Origin of the sequence: Arthrobacter sp. G.S.26 (assembly GCF_050847375.1) — a bacterium.
In the GTDB taxonomy this organism is placed as follows: domain Bacteria; phylum Actinomycetota; class Actinomycetes; order Actinomycetales; family Micrococcaceae; genus Arthrobacter.
In genome coordinates this window covers 2,416,284-2,434,022 of the sequence record NZ_CP193752.1, presented here as the reverse complement: position 1 = coordinate 2,434,022, position 17,739 = coordinate 2,416,284, and the positions used below count along the sequence as shown (strand labels likewise).

Annotated in this window: 17 protein-coding genes and 1 tRNA gene; 11 read left to right on the top strand and 7 right to left on the bottom strand. The window is 65.3% G+C overall.

What is annotated here, in order from left to right:
• Positions 1 to 155: 155 nt before the first annotated feature.
• Positions 156 to 2,897, bottom strand: a complete 2,742-nt coding sequence (aceE, locus tag ACRB8A_RS11115) for a pyruvate dehydrogenase (acetyl-transferring), homodimeric type (RefSeq protein ID WP_432244711.1) — start codon at positions 2,895 to 2,897, stop codon at positions 156 to 158.
• Positions 2,898 to 3,324: 427 nt separating this feature from the next.
• Here aceE and ACRB8A_RS11110 point away from each other — a divergent pair, with 427 nt between their 5' ends.
• The 4 genes from ACRB8A_RS11110 to ACRB8A_RS11095 all read left to right on the top strand — a co-directional run bounded on the left by ACRB8A_RS11110 (position 3,325) and on the right by ACRB8A_RS11095 (position 5,332).
• Complete coding sequence (locus tag ACRB8A_RS11110; RefSeq protein ID WP_050684777.1) at positions 3,325 to 3,744, top strand: DUF3052 domain-containing protein; 420 nt, start codon at positions 3,325 to 3,327, stop codon at positions 3,742 to 3,744.
• On the top strand, positions 3,741 to 4,232 hold the full coding sequence (locus tag ACRB8A_RS11105; RefSeq protein ID WP_285240031.1) for a peroxiredoxin: 492 nt from the start codon (positions 3,741 to 3,743) through the stop codon (positions 4,230 to 4,232). Before ACRB8A_RS11110 ends, ACRB8A_RS11105 begins: the two co-directional genes overlap by 4 nt.
• Position 4,233: 1 nt before the next feature.
• Positions 4,234 to 5,154, top strand: a complete 921-nt coding sequence (locus ACRB8A_RS11100; RefSeq protein ID WP_050684775.1) for an NAD-dependent protein deacetylase — start codon at positions 4,234 to 4,236, stop codon at positions 5,152 to 5,154.
• A gap of 102 nt (positions 5,155 to 5,256) precedes the next feature.
• Positions 5,257 to 5,332: transfer RNA gene (locus ACRB8A_RS11095), tRNA-Val, on the top strand.
• Between the two features lie 80 nt (positions 5,333 to 5,412).
• Here the strand turns inward: ACRB8A_RS11095 and ACRB8A_RS11090 are convergent.
• Together ACRB8A_RS11090 and ACRB8A_RS11085 are read right to left on the bottom strand one after the other, a co-directional pair.
• Entirely contained in the window at positions 5,413 to 6,288 is an 876-nt protein-coding gene (locus tag ACRB8A_RS11090; RefSeq protein WP_432244710.1) for a hypothetical protein, read from the bottom strand.
• Entirely contained in the window at positions 6,234 to 6,761 is a 528-nt protein-coding gene (locus tag ACRB8A_RS11085) for a hypothetical protein (RefSeq protein WP_432244709.1), read from the bottom strand. The genes ACRB8A_RS11090 and ACRB8A_RS11085 overlap by 55 nt, the downstream gene beginning before the upstream one ends.
• Positions 6,762 to 6,866: 105 nt before the next feature.
• On the opposite strand from ACRB8A_RS11085, the gene ACRB8A_RS11080 reads away from it, so the two are divergent.
• The 3 genes from ACRB8A_RS11080 (at position 6,867) to ACRB8A_RS11070 (ending at position 9,727) form a co-directional block, all read left to right on the top strand.
• The gene (locus ACRB8A_RS11080; protein ID WP_432244708.1) at positions 6,867 to 7,157 is read left to right on the top strand and encodes a hypothetical protein; all 291 of its coding nucleotides are present in this window, start codon (positions 6,867 to 6,869) and stop codon (positions 7,155 to 7,157) included.
• Between the two features lie 289 nt (positions 7,158 to 7,446).
• On the top strand, positions 7,447 to 8,244 hold the full coding sequence (locus ACRB8A_RS11075) for an IclR family transcriptional regulator (protein ID WP_432244707.1): 798 nt from the start codon (positions 7,447 to 7,449) through the stop codon (positions 8,242 to 8,244).
• 133 nt (positions 8,245 to 8,377) lie between these two features.
• The gene (locus ACRB8A_RS11070; RefSeq protein ID WP_285240034.1) at positions 8,378 to 9,727 is read left to right on the top strand and encodes an MFS transporter; all 1,350 of its coding nucleotides are present in this window, start codon (positions 8,378 to 8,380) and stop codon (positions 9,725 to 9,727) included.
• 68 nt (positions 9,728 to 9,795) lie between these two features.
• Here ACRB8A_RS11070 and ACRB8A_RS11065 read toward each other — a convergent pair whose 3' ends face one another.
• Positions 9,796 to 10,860 (bottom strand): D-2-hydroxyacid dehydrogenase, encoded by a 1,065-nt coding sequence (locus ACRB8A_RS11065; RefSeq protein ID WP_432244706.1) that lies wholly within the window; start codon positions 10,858 to 10,860, stop codon positions 9,796 to 9,798.
• Between the two features lie 67 nt (positions 10,861 to 10,927).
• On the opposite strand from ACRB8A_RS11065, the gene ACRB8A_RS11060 reads away from it, so the two are divergent.
• The 3 genes from ACRB8A_RS11060 to ACRB8A_RS11050 are packed head-to-tail and all read left to right on the top strand — an operon-like array spanning position 10,928 to position 13,676.
• Positions 10,928 to 11,857, top strand: a complete 930-nt coding sequence (locus ACRB8A_RS11060; RefSeq protein WP_432244705.1) for an NAD(P)-dependent oxidoreductase — start codon at positions 10,928 to 10,930, stop codon at positions 11,855 to 11,857.
• Positions 11,854 to 12,624, top strand: coding sequence for an SDR family oxidoreductase (locus tag ACRB8A_RS11055; protein WP_432244704.1), 771 nt, complete (start codon positions 11,854 to 11,856; stop codon positions 12,622 to 12,624). Before ACRB8A_RS11060 ends, ACRB8A_RS11055 begins: the two co-directional genes overlap by 4 nt.
• A complete protein-coding gene (locus tag ACRB8A_RS11050; protein WP_432244703.1) occupies positions 12,624 to 13,676 on the top strand; it encodes an L-idonate 5-dehydrogenase in 1,053 nt (350 codons plus the stop codon). Before ACRB8A_RS11055 ends, ACRB8A_RS11050 begins: the two co-directional genes overlap by 1 nt.
• Before the next feature lie 16 nt (positions 13,677 to 13,692).
• Here the strand turns inward: ACRB8A_RS11050 and ACRB8A_RS11045 are convergent, their stop codons facing one another.
• Positions 13,693 to 14,418, bottom strand: a complete 726-nt coding sequence (locus ACRB8A_RS11045) for a FadR/GntR family transcriptional regulator (RefSeq protein WP_050684766.1) — start codon at positions 14,416 to 14,418, stop codon at positions 13,693 to 13,695.
• A gap of 203 nt (positions 14,419 to 14,621) precedes the next feature.
• Between ACRB8A_RS11045 and gndA the strand changes: the two genes are divergently transcribed.
• Positions 14,622 to 16,058, top strand: a complete 1,437-nt coding sequence (gndA, locus tag ACRB8A_RS11040; protein ID WP_056597522.1) for an NADP-dependent phosphogluconate dehydrogenase — start codon at positions 14,622 to 14,624, stop codon at positions 16,056 to 16,058.
• 84 nt (positions 16,059 to 16,142) lie between these two features.
• Here gndA and epsC read toward each other — a convergent pair whose 3' ends face one another.
• Positions 16,143 to 16,727 carry a serine O-acetyltransferase EpsC gene (epsC, locus tag ACRB8A_RS11035; protein WP_050684764.1) on the bottom strand — a complete coding sequence of 195 codons (585 nt, stop codon included), beginning with the start codon at positions 16,725 to 16,727 and terminating at the stop codon, positions 16,143 to 16,145.
• A gap of 40 nt (positions 16,728 to 16,767) precedes the next feature.
• The gene (gene cysK / locus ACRB8A_RS11030) at positions 16,768 to 17,703 is read right to left on the bottom strand and encodes a cysteine synthase A (protein ID WP_056597523.1); all 936 of its coding nucleotides are present in this window, start codon (positions 17,701 to 17,703) and stop codon (positions 16,768 to 16,770) included.
• Positions 17,704 to 17,739 lie beyond the last annotated feature (36 nt).

Genomic DNA, 17,739 nt, shown 5'->3' with positions numbered 1-17,739 from the left:
AGCATACGGCCCGCGCCCCACAAGCTCCATTTGTGCAAAGGCTACAATCCGCCTTGGTGTGCGTCACAGCACCGGGCGCCGCGGAACGGACGACGGCGGCCCCCGCCTTTCGGAGGGAGCCGCCGTCGTCATCGGGTCAGGTCACAGAAGCGTGATCAGGACTCGCCGCCCGCGCCGCCGGTGGTGCCGGCATTAACGTCAAGCAGTTTGTACTTATCGATCGCCTTGGCGGGTGCCTGGGCATCCACTTCGCCCCGGCGTGCCAGCATCTCCAGTGCGCGGACCACCACGGAGTGGGTGTCGTTTTTGAAGAAGCGGCGTGCTGCTGCGCGGGTGTCGGAGAAGCCGAAGCCGTCGGCGCCGAGGGAGGCGAATTCGTTGGGGACGAACTGCCGGATCTGGTCCGGGACTGCCTTCATGTAATCCGTGACCGCGACAACCGGGCCGGTGGCACCGGCCAGCTGCTGGGTAACGAAGGGCACCCGTGCGGGTTGGCCGGGGTTGAGGAAGGCTTCCTCTTCGGCGGCGAGGCCGTCGCGGCGCAGTTCGTTCCAGGAGGTGACGGACCAGACGTCGGCGGAAACGCCCCAGTCCTCTTCCAGGATCCGCTGGGCATCCAGGGCCCACGGCACCGAGACACCGGAGGCGAGGATCTGGGTCCGGGGACCGTCGATCTTCGCCGGCGCGGCGAGGTAGATGCCCTTGATAACGCCTTCGACGTCCAGGCCCTCCGGCTCGGCGGGCTGGATGATCGGCTCGTTGTAGACCGTGATGTAGTACATCAGGTTCCGGTCGGTGGAGTCCGGTCCGTACATCCGTTCGATGCCGTCGCGGATGATGTGGCCCATTTCGTAGCCGTAGGCGGGGTCGTAAGTGACCACGGCCGGGTTGGTGGCGGCGAGGATGGGGGAGTGCCCGTCGGCGTGCTGGAGGCCTTCGCCGGTGAGGGTGGTCCGGCCTGCGGTGGCGCCGATGATGAAGCCGCGGGTCATTTGGTCCGCGGCGGCCCAGAAGGCGTCGCCGGTGCGTTGGAAGCCGAACATGGAGTAGAACACGTAGACCGGGATCAGCGGGACGCCGTGGGTGGCGTAGGCGGTGCCGGCGGCGGTGAAGGCTGCCACGGCGCCGGCTTCGTTGATGCCGGGGTGGATGAGCTGGCCCTGGGCGGATTCCTTGTAGGCCAGGACCAGGTCGCGGTCCACGGAAAGGTAGTTCTGGCCCTTGGGGTTATAGATCTTGGCCGTGGGGAAGAACGCATCCATACCGAACGTGCGTGCCTCGTCGGGGATGATCGGGGCGATGTGCTTGCCGAATCCCTTGTCCCGCATCAGGTCCTTGAGCAGCCGGACAAACGCCATGGTGGTCGCTGCCTGCTGCTTGCCCGAACCGCGCTTGGCCACCTCGTAGGTCTTGTCCTCGGGGAGGGTGATCTCTGCGTGCTTGGAGCGGCGCTCCGGGACGGAGCCGCCCAGTGCTGCGCGGCGTTCGTGCAGGTACTTGATCTCCGGGGCGTCGTTACCGGGGTGGTAGTACGGCGGCTGGTACGGATCCTTTTCGAGCTGCTCGTCGGTGACCGGAATCCGGAGGTGGTCGCGGAACTTCTTCAGATCATCAAGCGTGAGCTTTTTCATCTGGTGGGTGGCGTTGCGGCCTTCGAAGTGGGGTCCGAGTCCGTAGCCCTTGACGGTTTTGGCGAGGATGACGGTGGGTTTGCCCTTGAATTCGGTGGCTGCCTTGTACGCGGCGTAGACCTTGCGGTAGTCGTGGCCGCCGCGTTTGAGGTTCCAGATCGCGTCGTCGGAGAGGTCCGCGACGAGGTCCTTGGTGGCGGGGTCCTTACCGAAGAAGTGTTCACGGACGAACCCGCCGGATTCGGCTTTGTAGGTCTGGTAGTCCCCGTCGGGGGTTTCGTTCATGATCTTCACGAGCGAACCGTCGGTGTCCTGGCCCAGGAGCTCGTCCCATTCCCGGCCCCAGACGACCTTGATGACGTTCCAGCCCGCGCCGCGGAAGAACGCTTCGAGTTCCTGCATGATCTTGCCGTTACCGCGGACCGGCCCGTCGAGGCGCTGGAGGTTGCAGTTGATGACGAAGTTCAGGTTGTCCAGGTTCTCGTTCGCGGCGAGCTGGAGCAGGCCGCGGGATTCGGGCTCGTCCATTTCCCCGTCACCGAGGAACGCCCAGACCTGCTGGTCCGAGGTGTCCTTCAGGCCACGGTTGTGCAGGTACCGGTTGGACTGGGCCTGGTAGATCGCGTTCATCGGCCCGATGCCCATGGACACGGTGGGGAATTCCCAGAAGTCCGGCATCAGCCGCGGGTGCGGGTAGGAGGACAGGGCGTGGCCCTGCCGGGACTTTTCCTGCCGGAACCCGTCCAGGTCCTCCTCGGTCAGCCGGCCTTCCATAAACGCCCGGGCGTACATGCCGGGGGAGGCGTGGCCCTGGAAGAAGACCTGGTCCCCGCCGCCCGGGGCGTCCTTGCCGCGGAAGAAGTGGTTGAAGCCCACCTCGTACAGGGTCGCGGCCCCGGCATAGGTGGAGATGTGACCGCCCACCCCGATGCTGGGCCGCTGCGCCCGGTGGACCATGACCGCGGCGTTCCACCGCATGTAGGCCCGGTACCGGCGTTCGTATTCCTCGTTGCCCGGGAACGGTGCTTCCTGGTCCACCGGGATCGTGTTCACGTAATCGGTGGTGGTCACCATGGGCACCCCGACGCTCTGCGCACCGGCGCGCTGCAACAGGCTCCGCATGATGAATTGGGCACGCTCCGTGCCCTGTTCCCTGATCAGGGAATCCAGCGACTCAACCCACTCGGCAGTCTCTTCCGGATCACGATCAGGCAGCTGGTTAGTCAACCCGCTGAGGATATGGGAGGTATCTTCTCCTGCAGCCACGTCCAACCTCTCTTTGCGCGCATGAACGGCGCACTCAGGCCAGGCAGGGTGACTGCCCGGCGTACATACGCCGTGTGCGACGTATTCGGTTACAACAGCCCGGTCATGTGTGCCGGGCAGGGTCCTAGAGCTTCTATCCCTGCTGCGGAGTTACACGGTTGTTGTCCGGCAGGCATAGATGTCACCAGCCACTCTAGCCCTGACCGTAACCCGATGCGTAGCCGCGCCCTGGGCACCCCGGTTGTATTTCGCCGTCATACTGGTTGTGTGACTAAAAGCCGCTGCGAAGCGGGGTGAAGGTCCCCGATGTGACGCAGAATATGTGCCGCGACGGGGCCGGCAGCTTGAAGAGCAGGCACAAAGGGTGTTGGCTTGGAGTAATGGAAATCACTATGCAGACTGCATACATGAGGCATTGGAGGTACACGTGAGCGAGGCCGACGCCGCCACTTCGGTAAATGTGGCGGAAAAATTGGGTTTCAAGACTGGGGATCTGATTCAGGAGTTCGGTTACGACGACGACGTCGATTTCGACTTACGTGACGATATCGAGGACCTCACGGGGTCTGAGCTGCTGGATGAAGACGATCATGAAGTTGCTGACGCCGTCATCTTTTGGTGGCGTGCAGGCGATGGCGATCTTGTCGACAGCCTGATGGACTCGTTGACCACGCTGAGCGAAACCGGAGTTGTCTGGGTCCTGACGCCAAAGTCGGGCCGGGACGGGTACGCCTCACCGGCAGATATCCAGGAAGCCGCCCCCACTGCAGGTCTGCACGTCACCACGTCAGCCGGCGTTTCCAAGGACTGGAGCGCCACCCGGCTGGTGAGCAGGAAAAACAAGTGAGCATTGCGCTGGCCCCCACCGCTGAAGTTCCTGCGGTGGGCAGCACAGCGCCGCCCTTTGAGCTGGTCAACCAGTTCGGCGAGCCCGTCCTGTTGCAGGATTACCGGGGCCGGACTGTGGTGCTGGTGTTTTATCCTTTCGCGTTCTCGGGCATCTGCACCGGGGAGCTTGGTGACCTCCGGGACAATGCAGCCGCCTTCGAGGCGGCCGGGGCCGCCGTGCTGGCGGTCTCCGCGGACAGCAAGTTCAGCCTGCGCGCTTACGCCGAGCAGGAGGGTTTCGGCTTTGACCTGCTCTCGGATTTCTGGCCGCACGGCGCAGTCGCCAGCGCTTACGGCGTTTTCGACCCTGCCAGCGGCATGGCCCGCCGGGGAACGTTCATCATCGACCCCGGCGGAACCATCCGGTACTCGGTGCTGAATCCCAGGGGCGTGGCGCGGGACGTGGGCGCCTACCTCGCGGCCCTGGCCACGCTGGCCGGGTCCTGACATGGCAGAACCACGGCCCCGGATCGGACTGACCGGGTTTGCCAGCAGGCCGCCCGTCCCCAATGCCGGCCCGTCGGCGTCGGATCTTCCGGGCCTTGAGACTGCCTCCGGTTTACTGGCGGGACTGCGGCTTGCCGTTCTCACCGGCGCCGGCCTCAGCACTGACTCGGGCATCCCGGATTATCGGGGCCCGGACTCGGCACCACGCAAGCCCATGACGTACCAGGAATTCACCAGGGATGCGGCAAACCGCCGGCGCTACTGGGCCCGGAACCATATCGGCTGGTCACATCTGCGCCATGCCGACCCCAACGAGGGGCACTTCGCCCTGGCCAGGATGGAGCAGCGGGGGCTCCTCACCGGCCTTATCACCCAGAACGTGGACCGGCTGCATGAAGATGCCGGCAGCACCAACGTCGTGGACCTGCATGGCCGGTACGACCGTGTGGTCTGCCTCGACTGCCACCGGAACTACTCCCGCCAGCTCCTGGCCGGGATGCTGACGGAGTTGAACCCGGACTTCCTGGCCCAGGCACTCGCCGCCGATGTGGTGGAAATCGCGCCTGACGCCGACGCAACAGTCGAGGACGACGCGCTCATCAGCACCTTTGTGGTGGCCGTGTGCCCTGCTTGCGGGGGAGTGCTGAAACCCGACTTTGTGTACTTCGGCGAAAACGTGCCGAAAGACAGGGTGGAGCGTTCCTACGCCATGGTGGACGACGCCGAAGCCCTGGTGGTGGCGGGCTCGTCGTTAACTGTCATGAGCGGCCTGCGCTTCGTCCGGCACGCTGCTAAAGACGGTAAGCCCGTCGTAATCATCAACAGGGGCGCCACGCGCGGCGACGACAAAGCCACCCTCAAGCTCGAGTCGGGAGTCAGCGAATCGCTGACCTGGCTGGAGAGCGAACTTCCCACCCCCTGACCCCGCGGACCGCGGGACCCCTTCCGATTCGCGTTGCTGCCGGGGGTGGGGTAGAGTCGATGTTCGTTGGTCAGGGCGGCGCCGTCGCCCGGAGCATCGTTTGGGTCTTTAGCTCAGCTGGTAGAGCGCCACGTTTACACCGTGGATGTCATCGGTTCGATCCCGGTAGGACCCACCAAAGAAAACCCCGTAGTTGCAGCCTGATTGGCTGTAAATGCGGGGTTTTCCCGTTTTCCCGGTGTGCGGCCGGGGACGCCCCTAGGCTGTGTTCGCCGCCGGGGGACGTACCAGGAACCGTTCGATGGTCTGGAAGATGACGTAGTCGGGTCGTACGTCGCGGATGTAGTCAAGGTCCAGCGCGTTCTCCCACTTCATGTGGTATTCCCTGAACAGCCGCGAGAACCACCAGCCCAGGCGGGTGGGGCTTTCCACTCCGCCGAAGAAGGAATTGCCAAAAACGACCACTTTCTTATCCGATACCGGGGCACTGTTCTGCCAGATGTTATGGGACCCCACAAAGTGGCCCGGTGAATACGAATAGACGTTGGTGATCTCCTGCTCGCCCAAAGCGTCGGGCGCAGGACGGTATTGCTTGTCCCACAGCGGGACGTCGAAGAACTTGGCTGACAGGTCCCCGTCCCGGTACGTGGTTTCGGTCAGGCTGACCCCGTCAAGCCAGCGGGGGTCGCAGCCCGGGAGCCGCTCCAGCATTGCCCGTGTCATGGCCAGGGAACCGGCGGGGGAGCAATGCGTATCGTTCCGCTGCCAGGCCCCTATTTCGTTGTCCCAACCATCAAACATGCCGAGGAAATTCAGGTAGCCCGGCTTTCCTGCCATGAGTTCATCCACCCGGTTGTACAGCGGCGTGGGCCCGCTGATGGGGAGGGGCGCCAGGTGGCGGAGGGCGGTCAGTTTCTCGGGAATCATGACCTGCAGGAAAGGGATTCCCAGTTCCGCCAGGGCTTTTGCGTTGGAGTCAAGGGCCGCTTCCCACCGCTGGGCCTTCTCCTCCATGGCTGCCTTCGCCGCATCGGTGGCGGGTTCGCGGTACTGGTCGCGGAGGGCGTTGCTTCCGCCCGTCAGGAAGAGGTGCCCGTCGCGGCCCAGCTGGGCTGTGTCGTTGCCGGAGCGCATGCCCACCGGGAAGCCAGGTAGGACAGGTCGCCGGACTTGCCCGCAGCGGCGCTTTCCCGGGCATACTTGGCCAGGCCGGACTCCTTGACCTGCAAGGCGTCCAGGATCACTTCACGGGTCCCGCTGGAATTGGCCGAAGCGGTGGTGACGAAGTCGGCCATCATCTGATGATAAGCGCGACCACCCAGCTGGACCGGGCTGCGGACGCCGTCAACGACGGCCGCCACATGGTGCGACTTCGCCAGCAGGTGATGGCTTTCGGCCGGCTCATCCAGGCTCAGCGTGAACACCCGGTTCGGCACACCCAGGGAGGCCACAACATCGGCTCTTTCGTGGCCAAACACTGCGGCGCCGGAGACCTCTCCGTTGCGGTCAAAATGCAGGGCGGGTGGTTGCCCGCTGGGGTCCACCTGGATCCACCCGGTCAGCGTGAGCTTATTCGGGGAGATGGAATCGACGTAGCCTTGGAGCATTTTCCCTCTTTACTTTCCCTGCAGCGGACCGGTCGATTCTTCCACACCGGCCGTGCCCGGCGCCTGCCGGGCCATGATGTCGGTGCCCTGCCCTAAGTTGCAGGAATGGAACACGTGATAGTGCACACGGGCAAGGATGGACGGCCCACGGCGGTGCTCAGCGGCGGCAGGGAATGGACGGTGGGTGCCGAACCTGTCAGATGGTTTGAGCGGGTGAACTGGTGGGAGCTCAAACGCAGGATGCCCAAGGGCGGCAGCCGGATCGATGTGGAGGTCCTGCAGGTCCAGGTCAGGCTGGGCCGCAATGCAGGTTCGGCGTTGACCACCATGCTGCTGCAGCGGGACGGACTCGGCGGTGGGTGGCGGCTGCGGGAGTCGGTGGCGGACGCCGCCTGAGCGGCTGAAAGCGGGGTCCTGGTGACGGGCCGCACCCGGGTCCGGGCATTGGAAAACCCTCCACCGCGACTATTGGGGGATGCCGCGGTGGAGGGCCTGTGATGAATATACCGTGAACTTCAGGAAACACGAAGTTGACACGGTGTCCGACACGCAGGTGTCCCGTGGAAGCGTCTGGTCAGCCGGCAACCCACGGCCACGGCAAACCATGCAGCCATTATGATGGTTACTGTTCAGCGGAATGAACAGTACGTCACGGTAGCTTCCGACGCCCCATCAAAGGAGAATCATGGCCGATTCCCGCACCGCCCGCCCGTCAGACGGACTTGGGAGCTCTTCCCCGGCGCCGGCAGTAACCCGGGCGGCGGCCGTCCTGGATGCCCTGGCCGCCTCAGCAACGGGGCGGTTGACCCTGAGTGATCTGGCCCGCGAGCTCGGGATCCCCAAGTCGTCCACGTCCAACCTGTTGCTGGCGCTTGAGGAGGCCCGGTTGATCAGCAGGCAGGGGGCGGAGTTCACCTTGGGGCGCAAGCTGGTGGAACTCGGCGCCGCTTACCTGAGCCGGCTGGATGAAGTCCAGGAGTTCTACCGCTATTGCGAGCAGGCCGCCACGCTGTCAGGTGAGACCGTGCGGATCGCCATGCTGGACGGTACAAACGTGATCTACCTGGCCCGTTATGAAGGCCACCCTGCCGTGCGGCTGACGTCTAACATCGGCGACCGGATGCCGGTGTCGCTGTGCGCCGTGGGGAAGGCCCTGATTGCCCGGCTCCACGACCATGACATCGATGACCTCTTCGCCGACGATGCAGAACTTCCCGTCCTCACGCCGAAATCCCTCCGGACCGGCGCCGAGCTGAAGGCCCAGTTGCTGGAAATCCGGGAACAGGGCTACGCCTTTGAAGATGAGGAATCCACCACGGGCGTGGTGTGCCTGGCCGTCGCCGTTCCCACACGCGGCGCCCACGGGCCGAGCCTTGGCCTGTCTGTGACTGCTCTTAAGGCCACCTATACGCCCGAACAGGGCGCCCGGATGGTGAAGGAGCTCCGCGAGCTGGCCCACTCGCTGGGCAACCCCATGGGATAGCGGCGTATTTCCCATCACCCCCTTGCTCATTGTTCAGCTTGATGTACTCTGTTCAATATAGTGATCAGCACAACAGGTGTGATCACTGACCCACCAGGCCAACGGAGGCCTGGAGTGTTGTGAGGGAGTTCTTGTGACAACTCGTACTAATGCACCACAGGCCGGCAGGGACGACGCCGTCGTTGACCCTGACCAGCTGCGCCGGGCAACATTGGCCAGCTCCGTGGGCTCCGCCCTGGAGTACTACGACTTCTACATCTACGGGCTGGCGTCGGCGCTGATCTTCGGCCCGTTGTTCTTCTCCCCGCTGGGGGAGAGCGGAGCCGTCATCGCCTCCTTCGCGACGTATGGTGTGGGCTTCGCGGCCCGGCCCTTCGGCGGCGTGGTCTTCGGCCATATCGGAGACAGGTTCGGCAGGAAGATGGTCCTGATTCTGACCATCGGCCTGATGGGTATGGCCAGCTTCGCCATCGGCCTGCTGCCGACGTTCGAACAGGCAGGGATGCTGGGCGCGGTCCTCCTTGTGGTGCTGCGTATCGTCCAGGGCCTTGGCGCCGGCGCCGAGCAGGCTGGCGCCACCACCTTGATCTCCGAAGTCGCGCCGCGCCGCCGTCGTGGATTCTTCGCTTCCCTGCCCTTCGTGGGTATCCAGATGGGCACGCTGCTGGGCGCCGGCACCTTTGCGCTGATGGCCCTTGCCGACAAGGAAGTGCTGCAGGGATGGCTGTGGCGGGTGCCGTTCCTGGCCAGTTTCCTCCTCATTGTTGTGGCTGTTTTCATCCGGCTCCGGCTGAAGGAAACCCCGGTGTTCCAGGAACTGGAGAAGCACAAAGCCGTGGTGAAAAACCCGGTAGGGCAGATCTGGAAGCATTCCAAAAAGAACGTCCTGGTGGGCATCGGGCTGCGCATGGGCGAGAACGGCAACTCCTCCATCTATTCGGCGCTTTTGGTCTCTTTCATCAGCATGCCGGCCGGCGTTTTCGCCGGCGACAAGTTCATCGGCCCTACCGGCCTGCTGATCGCCGCAGGCTTTGCGGCCGTTATGGTGGTGGTCTTCGGCGGTTTGTCGGACAAGTACGGCCGGGTCCCGGTCTACCGTTATGGCGCACTGTTCCAGGCCGTCATCGCACTGCCTGCCTTCTACCTCGTCACCCTGGGCAGTGTCACCCTGGTCTGGGTGGTTATGGTGGTGGGCATCGCCCTGGGTGTGCAGTCCATGCTGGGCCCGCAATGCGCCCTGCTGCCCGAACTGTTCGGCTCCCAGCATCGCTTCACCGGCGTGGCCTTGAGCCGCGAACTCTCCGCTGTCCTGGCCGGCGGCTTCGCTCCAATGATCGGTGTGGCACTGCTTGCGGCCACCAACCACTCCTGGCTGGTGCCCGCCATCTACTCCCTGGTGCTGGCATCGATCTCCTTCGCCACCACGTTTTTCACACCGGAAACCAATGGCCGCGACCTCGTCCTGGTGGAAGACGCACACTAGGACTGCAACGAAGAACGCCCGGCCCGCATCACTGCGGGCCGGGCGTTTTGTATATCGGGGGGTGCCGGTCAGTAGAAATGCACGGGATCAACCAGGTGCGGGAGCTCGCCGCCGGCCAGGAAGATGCCGAGGTTGGCGGAGAAACGCTCCGCGATCAGCCGGTTTTCGGCGGCACTCAGCGCCGAAGTATGCGGGGAGACCATCACCCGGGGATGGTCCCACAGCGGGCTTTCCTGCGGCAGTGGCTCCACAGCGAAGACGTCCAGGCAGGCGTAGGAGACCTGGCCGCTGTCCAGGGCCTCGAGGAGGGCATCCTCATCCACCACCGTGCCGCGGCCCACGTTGATGAAGACGGTTCCCGGCTTCATCGCAGCGAAAATCTCCCGGCTGAAGAGGCGCTCCGTGTACGGCGTGCCCGGCAGGGTGTTGACCACGGCGTCCGCGGTGGCGAGAAGTCCGGCCAGCCCGTCGTTGCCTGCTACCTCGTCGATTCCTTCCAGCGGCTCAACGGTCCTCTTGGTCCCGCTGACCTTCATCCCCAGGGCGCGGGCCACACGTGCGGTTTCCAGGCCGATTTCGCCGAGCCCGGTGATGACCAGCCGCGAGCCGCTGACCAGCCTGGTGGGTGTCCGCAGTTCCGGCCATATCCGGTTTGACTGGTCCACGGCCAGCTCTGCGGAGCGCTTGAAACCGTTTAGGATGCCCAGAGCGGCGAACTCCGCCAGTGGCAGGGCGTGGACGCCCGCAGAGGTGGTTACCTTGAACTTCTGCAGGCTTTCCAGGTCAAGGCCGGATGCCTTGACCGCTCCGCCGGCCCCTGCGGCCATGGCCTGGACCCATTGCAGGTGCGGGTTCTGCCGGGCCACCTGGGCCAGCCCGGCAGGGCTTTCGTTCGGCAGGCCGTAAAGGACCTGCGCCTGGTTGATCATGGCCCAGTAGCGCTCTTCCTGTTCGGGAGTACGCCGGAAGTCCGGGTCGCCTGCGTGATCGGCCGGGAAGCGTTCCGGCGGCAGGAGGTCCGGCTGGTACAGGACGGTGACGGATGGGTGGGCGGCGCGGATGCTTTCAACCAGCTCAGCCTCGAGCGGTACGGCAATGGCCACGGTAGGCGAAGTTGTCATACTGTTCATCATACTGAATGGAGGCTAGGATATTGAACAGTTTCGAGCGATTTTGGCACAACGATGTGGGGTCACCAGCATGCAGGACAACAACGTAGGCTTCGTGGGGCTGGGCCTGATGGGCCTGCCCATGGCGTCAAACCTGGTACGCGGGGGCTGGCAGGTGACGGGTTGGAACAGATCCCCGGGCCCGGTAGCGGAACTCTGCAACCTGGGCGCCGCCGGGGCCGGGTCGGTCGCCGGCCTCCGGGATCTGCCGGTGATCATTTTTATGCTTCCGGACCTTTCCCATATCGAAGACGCCGCGGCCGGCCTGCTGGCCGCCTGGCAGGCAAAGCCGCCGGAACCAGGCACCGTGCTGGTGGTCATGAGCAGCGTTTCGCCACAGCGGGTCCGGGACTTCGGCCGCCGGGTGGAAACGGCCAGCGCCGGCAACGCCGCGGTAGTGGACGCGCCGGTCAGCGGCGGCACGGCCGGCGCCACGGACGGGACCCTGGCCATCATGGCCGGCGGCACTGTTGACGACGTCGCCCGCATCACGCCCGTCCTCGCCGGCATGGGTACCACCGTCCGGCACCTCGGCGGACTCGGCTCGGGATCCTTGGCCAAGGCCTGCAACCAGCTCATTGTGGGAACCACGACGGCGGCACTCGCCGAAGCTGCCGAACTCGCCGAGCGCTCCGGCATCGACGCCGGCGCACTTTTTGAGGTCCTCGCCGGTGGCCTGGCCGGAAGCCGGGTCCTGGACATCATGGGACCACGCCTTGTGGCCAAGGACTACCGGGTCACCGGACCCGCGAAGTTCATGCACAAGGACCTCACCTTTGTAGTGGAGTCTGCCCGGGTGGCCGGTGCGGTGGTCCCCCTGGCGGCGGCCGCCGTCGACCTCTACGCGGAACTCAAAACCCAGGGACTGGGTGACCAGGACCTGACGGTGGTCCGGCAGGCCATCTCACACCTCAGCGATCAGGCAGCCGCGCACGCGGCAGAAGGAAGCGTCAAGGCATGAACGGACTTTTTGACCTCACAGGCCGGGTGGCGCTCGTCACCGGCTCCAGCCGCGGGATAGGAAACGCCCTGGCCCGCGCCCTGGCGGGCGCCGGGGCCACGGTTGTCCTCAACGGGCTGGACCCGGACCGGCTTAAATCAGCCGAGACTGCCATGGCCGAGGATTTCGCCCATGGCCGGATCCACAGCGTGGCCTTTGACGTCACCAGCGACACCGCTGCCGCGGCAGGCGTCGCCTGGATCGAGGACAACGTGGGCCCGCTGGACATCCTGGTGAACAACGCCGGCATCCAGCACCGCGTCCCCATGCTGGAGCTCGACGTCGCCGACTGGGAAAGGGTCATCGCCACCGACCTCACCAGCGCGTTCCTTGTGGGCAGGGAGGCCGCCCGGCACATGATCCCGCGCGGCCGGGGGAAGATCATCAACATCTGCTCCGTCCAGACGGACCTGGCCCGCCCCACAATCGCCCCCTATATCGCGGCCAAAGGCGGCCTGCGCAACCTTACCCGTGCCATGACCGCCGAGTGGGCAGCCTCCGGGCTCCAGATCAATGGGATTGCACCCGGCTACATCCATACCGAGATGACCCAGAACCTGGTGGATGATCCGGAGTTCAACTCCTGGATCCTCGGCAGGACGCCCGCGCACCGCTGGGGCACCGTCCAGGACCTGGCCGGACCGGCCGTATGGCTTGCCTCCGCCGGCTCGGACTTTGTGAACGGGCAAACCATTTTCATCGACGGCGGAATGACGGTGGTGGTCTGATGGAAACGCTGAACCTGCCCACTTCGGGACCGGCCGTGGTGGCCTACGCCGCCGGGGACCTGCGCATCGAGGACGTGCCGCTGGTCCCGCCGGCAGCGGACCAGGCGGTGGTACAGATCCGCTACGGCGGTATCTGCGGCTCCGACCTGCACTACTGGCAGCACGGCGCGGCGGGGGAGTCGATCCTTAAAGCTCCGATGGTCCTGGGCCACGAGATCGTTGGGGTGGTGGCCCAGGCGGCCGCCGACGGTTCGGGTCCCGGCGTTGGGACGCCGGTGGCTGTCCATCCCGCCACCCCGGGCCCGGGCGCCGCCCGCTACCCGGCGGACCGGCCCAACCTGTCACCGGGCTGCACCTACCTTGGCAGCGCTGCACAGTACCCGCACACAGACGGCGCCTTCAGGCGCTACGCCACGCTTCCCTCCCGGATGCTCCGGGAGCTGCCGGCCGGCCTGGACCTGCGGACAGCGGCGCTGATCGAACCGGCCAGCGTGGCCTGGCATGCGGTGGCACGTACCGGGGAGGTAGTGGGGAAGACCGCGCTGGTGATCGGCTGCGGCCCCATCGGTGCGCTCGCCGTTGCCGTCCTCCGCCGGGCCGGGGCCGCGACAATCGTTGCCGTTGACGTGCATCCCAGGCCCTTGGAGATTGCCGCTGCCGTAGGGGCGGACCGGGTCCTGCAGGCAGGGGACGCCGAAGCCATCACCGATGTGGAAGCTGACGTGGTGATCGAATCCTCCGGCAGCCACCATGGGCTGGCTTCGGCCATCAAGGGTGCAGCCCGCGGCGGACGGGTGGTGATGGTGGGCCTGCTGCCCTCCGGTCCGCAGCCGGTGCACATCTCGCTGGCCATCACGCGGGAACTGGAACTGGTGGGCTCCTTCCGGTTCAACGACGAGATCACCGACGTCATCGGCGCCCTCGCCGATGGCAGCTTGCGGATAGGCCCGGTAATTACCCACGAATTCCCGCTGGAGCAGGGGCTCGAGGCCTTTGACGTGGCCCGGAACTCAGCAGTGTCAGGGAAGGTCCTGCTGGACTTCGGACCGTAGCGGTCCCGGCGGGCCGTCAGCGATTGACGGGAATGAAGACCCTGGGCTGCTCGGTCCAGGTGTCCGCCATCCGGGTCATGGTCCGGCGCATGATCCGCTCCGAGCCCTCCCGGGCCGCCGCGCCATCGCCCCTCGCGATCGCCTCCGCGACATCCACATGCCACTGCAGCGCCGCCTCGTGCGGGTGGTCCGGCATCAGTCCGTGGACGGTCCTGCCGGTCAGCGTCTCGGCCACCTGGCCCATAAGGTTGGCGAACATCTCGTTGCCGGACCCGGAGAGCAGCAGCGAATGGAACGCAATGTCCAGCTCCAGGAACCGGGGCACGTCGCCGTTGTGGCCGGCGTCGCGCATGGCACGTGCTACCTGCACCAGTTCCAGCCGAAGTGGTGCCGGCGCGTTCGCGGCTGCCAGTTCGGCCGCGGCAGGCTCCACGGCCGACCGCAGTTCCGCCAGGGACCTCAATTGGGCGCCGCGGGCGTCGCTGGCCAGGCGCCAGCGGATCACCTGGGCATCAAAAGGGTTCCAGCGGCCCGCGGGAAGCACCCGGATGCCCACCCGCTTGGTGGTTTCCACCAGGCCGAGCGACTGCAGTACCCGGACCGCCTCCCGGATCACGGACCGGGAAACCTTGAGCTCCACCTCGAGCTGCTCAGCGAGCATCACGTGTCCGGCAGGCAGCTCACCGGAGATGATGCGGGTGCCAAGATTCTCGATGGCACGGTGGTGCAGGCTGCTGGTCATGGCCTCCAGCCTAGTGCGGCCTGCTCCGGCGGCAGGCTCCGGCCGGGACCGCCTGCGACACAATGGGTTCCATAACGTGGGCGTTACTTCCCTGTTACCGGATGAATATATATGCTTTATTACGACCCTTGGATCTGCGAACGCACTTCTGCATCCGGAAACCGGCCTTCGCATCCGTCGCACAGTACAAATTGGAGTTTTAGATGTCTGCACACATCGGTGTCACCGGCCTCGCGGTGATGGGCGCCAACCTGGCCCGCAACCTGGCCCGCAACGGCTTCACGGTGGCCCTGCACAACAGGTCCGTCGAAAAGACGGACGCGCTGCTGGCCAAGCACGGCACGGACGGCGAGTTCATCCGGACCGAAACCCTGCAGGAACTCGTCGATTCGCTGGAGAAGCCCCGCCGGGTCCTGATCATGGTGAAGGCCGGCAAGCCGGTTGACTCCGTCATCGAGCAGCTCGAACCGCTCCTGGAAGCTGGCGACATCATCATCGACGCCGGCAACTCGCACTACGAGGACACCCGCCGCCGCGAGGCTGCACTGGCCAAGAAGGACCTGCACTTTGTGGGCGTTGGCGTCTCCGGCGGCGAAGAAGGCGCCCTCAACGGCCCCTCCATCATGCCCGGCGGTTCCAAGGAGTCCTACAAGGCCCTGGGCCCGCTGCTGGAAAAAATCTCCGCCAAGGTCGATGGCGAGCCCTGCTGCGCCTGGGTCGGCACCGACGGCGCCGGCCACTTCGTCAAGATGGTCCACAACGGCATCGAGTACGCCGACATGCAGGTCATCGGCGAAGCCTTCGACCTGCTCCGCTCCGGTGCGGGCATCGAACCTGCCGAGCAGGCCAAAATCTTCACCGAGTGGAACAAGGGCGAACTGTCCTCCTTCCTGATCGAGATCTCCGCCGAGGTCCTGGGCCACGTGGACGCCAAGACCGGCAAGCCGTTCGTTGACGTTGTGGTGGACGCCGCAGGCCAGAAGGGCACCGGCCGTTGGACCGTCATCTCGGCCCTGGAACTCGGCTCGCCGGTCTCCGGCATCGCCGAGTCTGTGTTCGCCCGCGCACTGTCCTCGCAGGCCGGCCAGCGCAAGCTGGGCCAGGAACTGCTGGCAGGCCACGAGGCCAACGTCGAAATCCCGGAAACCTTTGTGGAGGATGTCCGCCAGGCGCTTTACGCCTCCAAGCTGGTTTCCTACGCCCAGGGCCTGGACATGCTGACCTCCGCCGCGAAGGAGTACAGCTGGGACCTCAAGCTGGACGAGATCGCTTCCCTGTGGCGGGCCGGCTGCATCATCCGCGCCGAGCTGCTCAAGGACATCACCAAGGCCTACGCCGCCGAGGACAAGCCCGCCAACCTGCTGTTCGCCCCCGCGTTCACCGAAGCGATCGCCGGTGCCCTGCCGGCATGGCGCCGCGTGGTGGCCACCGCGGTGCAGCTGGGCATTCCGGTCCCCGTGTTCTCCTCCTCGCTGGCCTACTACGACGGCCTGCGCCGCAAGCGTGTTGCAGCAGCCCTCATCCAGGGCCAGCGTGACCTCTTTGGCGCCCACACCTACGGCCGCGTCGACTCCGAAGGCACGTTCCACACCCTCTGGGGCGAGGACAAGTCCGAAATCGAAGCCGTGGACACACACTGACGTCCCCGCGCTGAAACACCAAGGGCCGGCAGTTCCGAAACGGAACTGCCGGCCCTTGGCCGTTAAAGTCCTGACCGGGTTGGGTCAGATCCGGTATTCGATGTCGTATTCGGCCGGGTCAACGGCTGGCTTGGTTTCAAGCTGCGCATCGCGGTGCCGCCACCGGCCGGGGATGCCGGTCACAATGGACTCAGGCGGAGCGTCCTTGACCACCACGGCATTGGCACCCACGGCACTGTCCCGGCCGATGGTGATGGGGCCCAGGATCTTGGCGCCGGCGCCGATGGTGACGCGGTCCCCAATGGTGGGGTGCCGCTTGATGCGTGCCAGCGAACGGCCGCCCAGCGTCACGCCGTGGTAAATCATCACGTCCTCGCCGATCTCGGCGGTTTCCCCGATGACCACGCCCATGCCGTGGTCAATGAAGAACCTGCGGCCCACTGTGGCACCCGGATGGATTTCAATGCCGGTCCAGGACCGTCCCAGCTGGGACAGCAGCCGCGCGGGGAACCGCAGGGAAGGGTTCTGCCACATGCGGTGGGTCAGCCGGTGGATCCAGATGGCATGCAGGCCGGAATAAGCGAAAAAGTTCTCGAAAGAACCCCGGGCCGCCGGGTCGTGGGACCGGGCGGCCTCGAGGTCTTCCTTCAGTCTTGCAAAAAAGCGCACAAAGTACTTTCTACAGGAAACGCTGTGGTGTTCGGCCTGATCAGCCGCGGATGTCGTCATAGAGGACGGTGGAGATGTAACGCTCGCCGAAATCGCACACGATCGCGACAATCAGCTTGCCGGCATTCTCCGGGCGCTTTGCCAGTTCCAGGGCACCCCACACAATGGCGCCGGAGGAGATGCCGCCCAGGATGCCCTCTTTGATGCCCAGCTCGCGGGCAACGCGGACGGAGTCCTCCAGCGTGGCGTCCAGTACCTCGTCATAGATGTTGGTGTCCAGGATTTCGGGGACGAAGTTGGCGCCGAGGCCCTGGATCTTGTGCGGGCCCGGGGCGCCGCCGTTGAGGATCGCGGAGTCCTTCGGCTCGACGGCGACGATCTGGATGCCGGGCTTGCGTTCCTTGAGGACCTGGCCCACGCCGGTTACGGTTCCACCGGTTCCCACGCCGGCAACAAAGATGTCCACCTTGCCGTCGGTGTCGGACCAGATTTCCTCGGCCGTGGTGGTGCGGTGGACTTCGGGGTTGGCCTCATTGGCGAACTGCTGGGCCCAGATGGAGTTCGGCGTGTTGGCAACGATCTCCTGGGCCTTCTCGACGGCGCCGCGCATGCCTTCGGAGCCCGGGGTCAGGACGATTTCCGCACCGTAGGCGCGCAGCATCACGCGGCGCTCGGTGGACATGGTTTCCGGCATCGTGAGGATGACCTTGTAGCCGCGGGCAGCGCCCACCATGGCCAGGGCAATGCCGGTGTTGCCCGACGTGCCTTCAACGATGGTGCCGCCGGGCTTCAGGGCACCTGACTTTTCGGCGGCGTTGACAATTGCCACACCGATGCGGTCCTTGACGCTGTTGGCAGGGTTGTAGAACTCCAGCTTGACGGCGACGGTGGCGTCGAGGCCCTCGCTGAGCCGGTTCAGCCTTACCAGCGGGGTTCCGCCAACCAGCTGCGTTACATCGTCATAGATCCGTGCCATGTGCAGATACGCCTATCTCTGAGTGTGAATACTGAG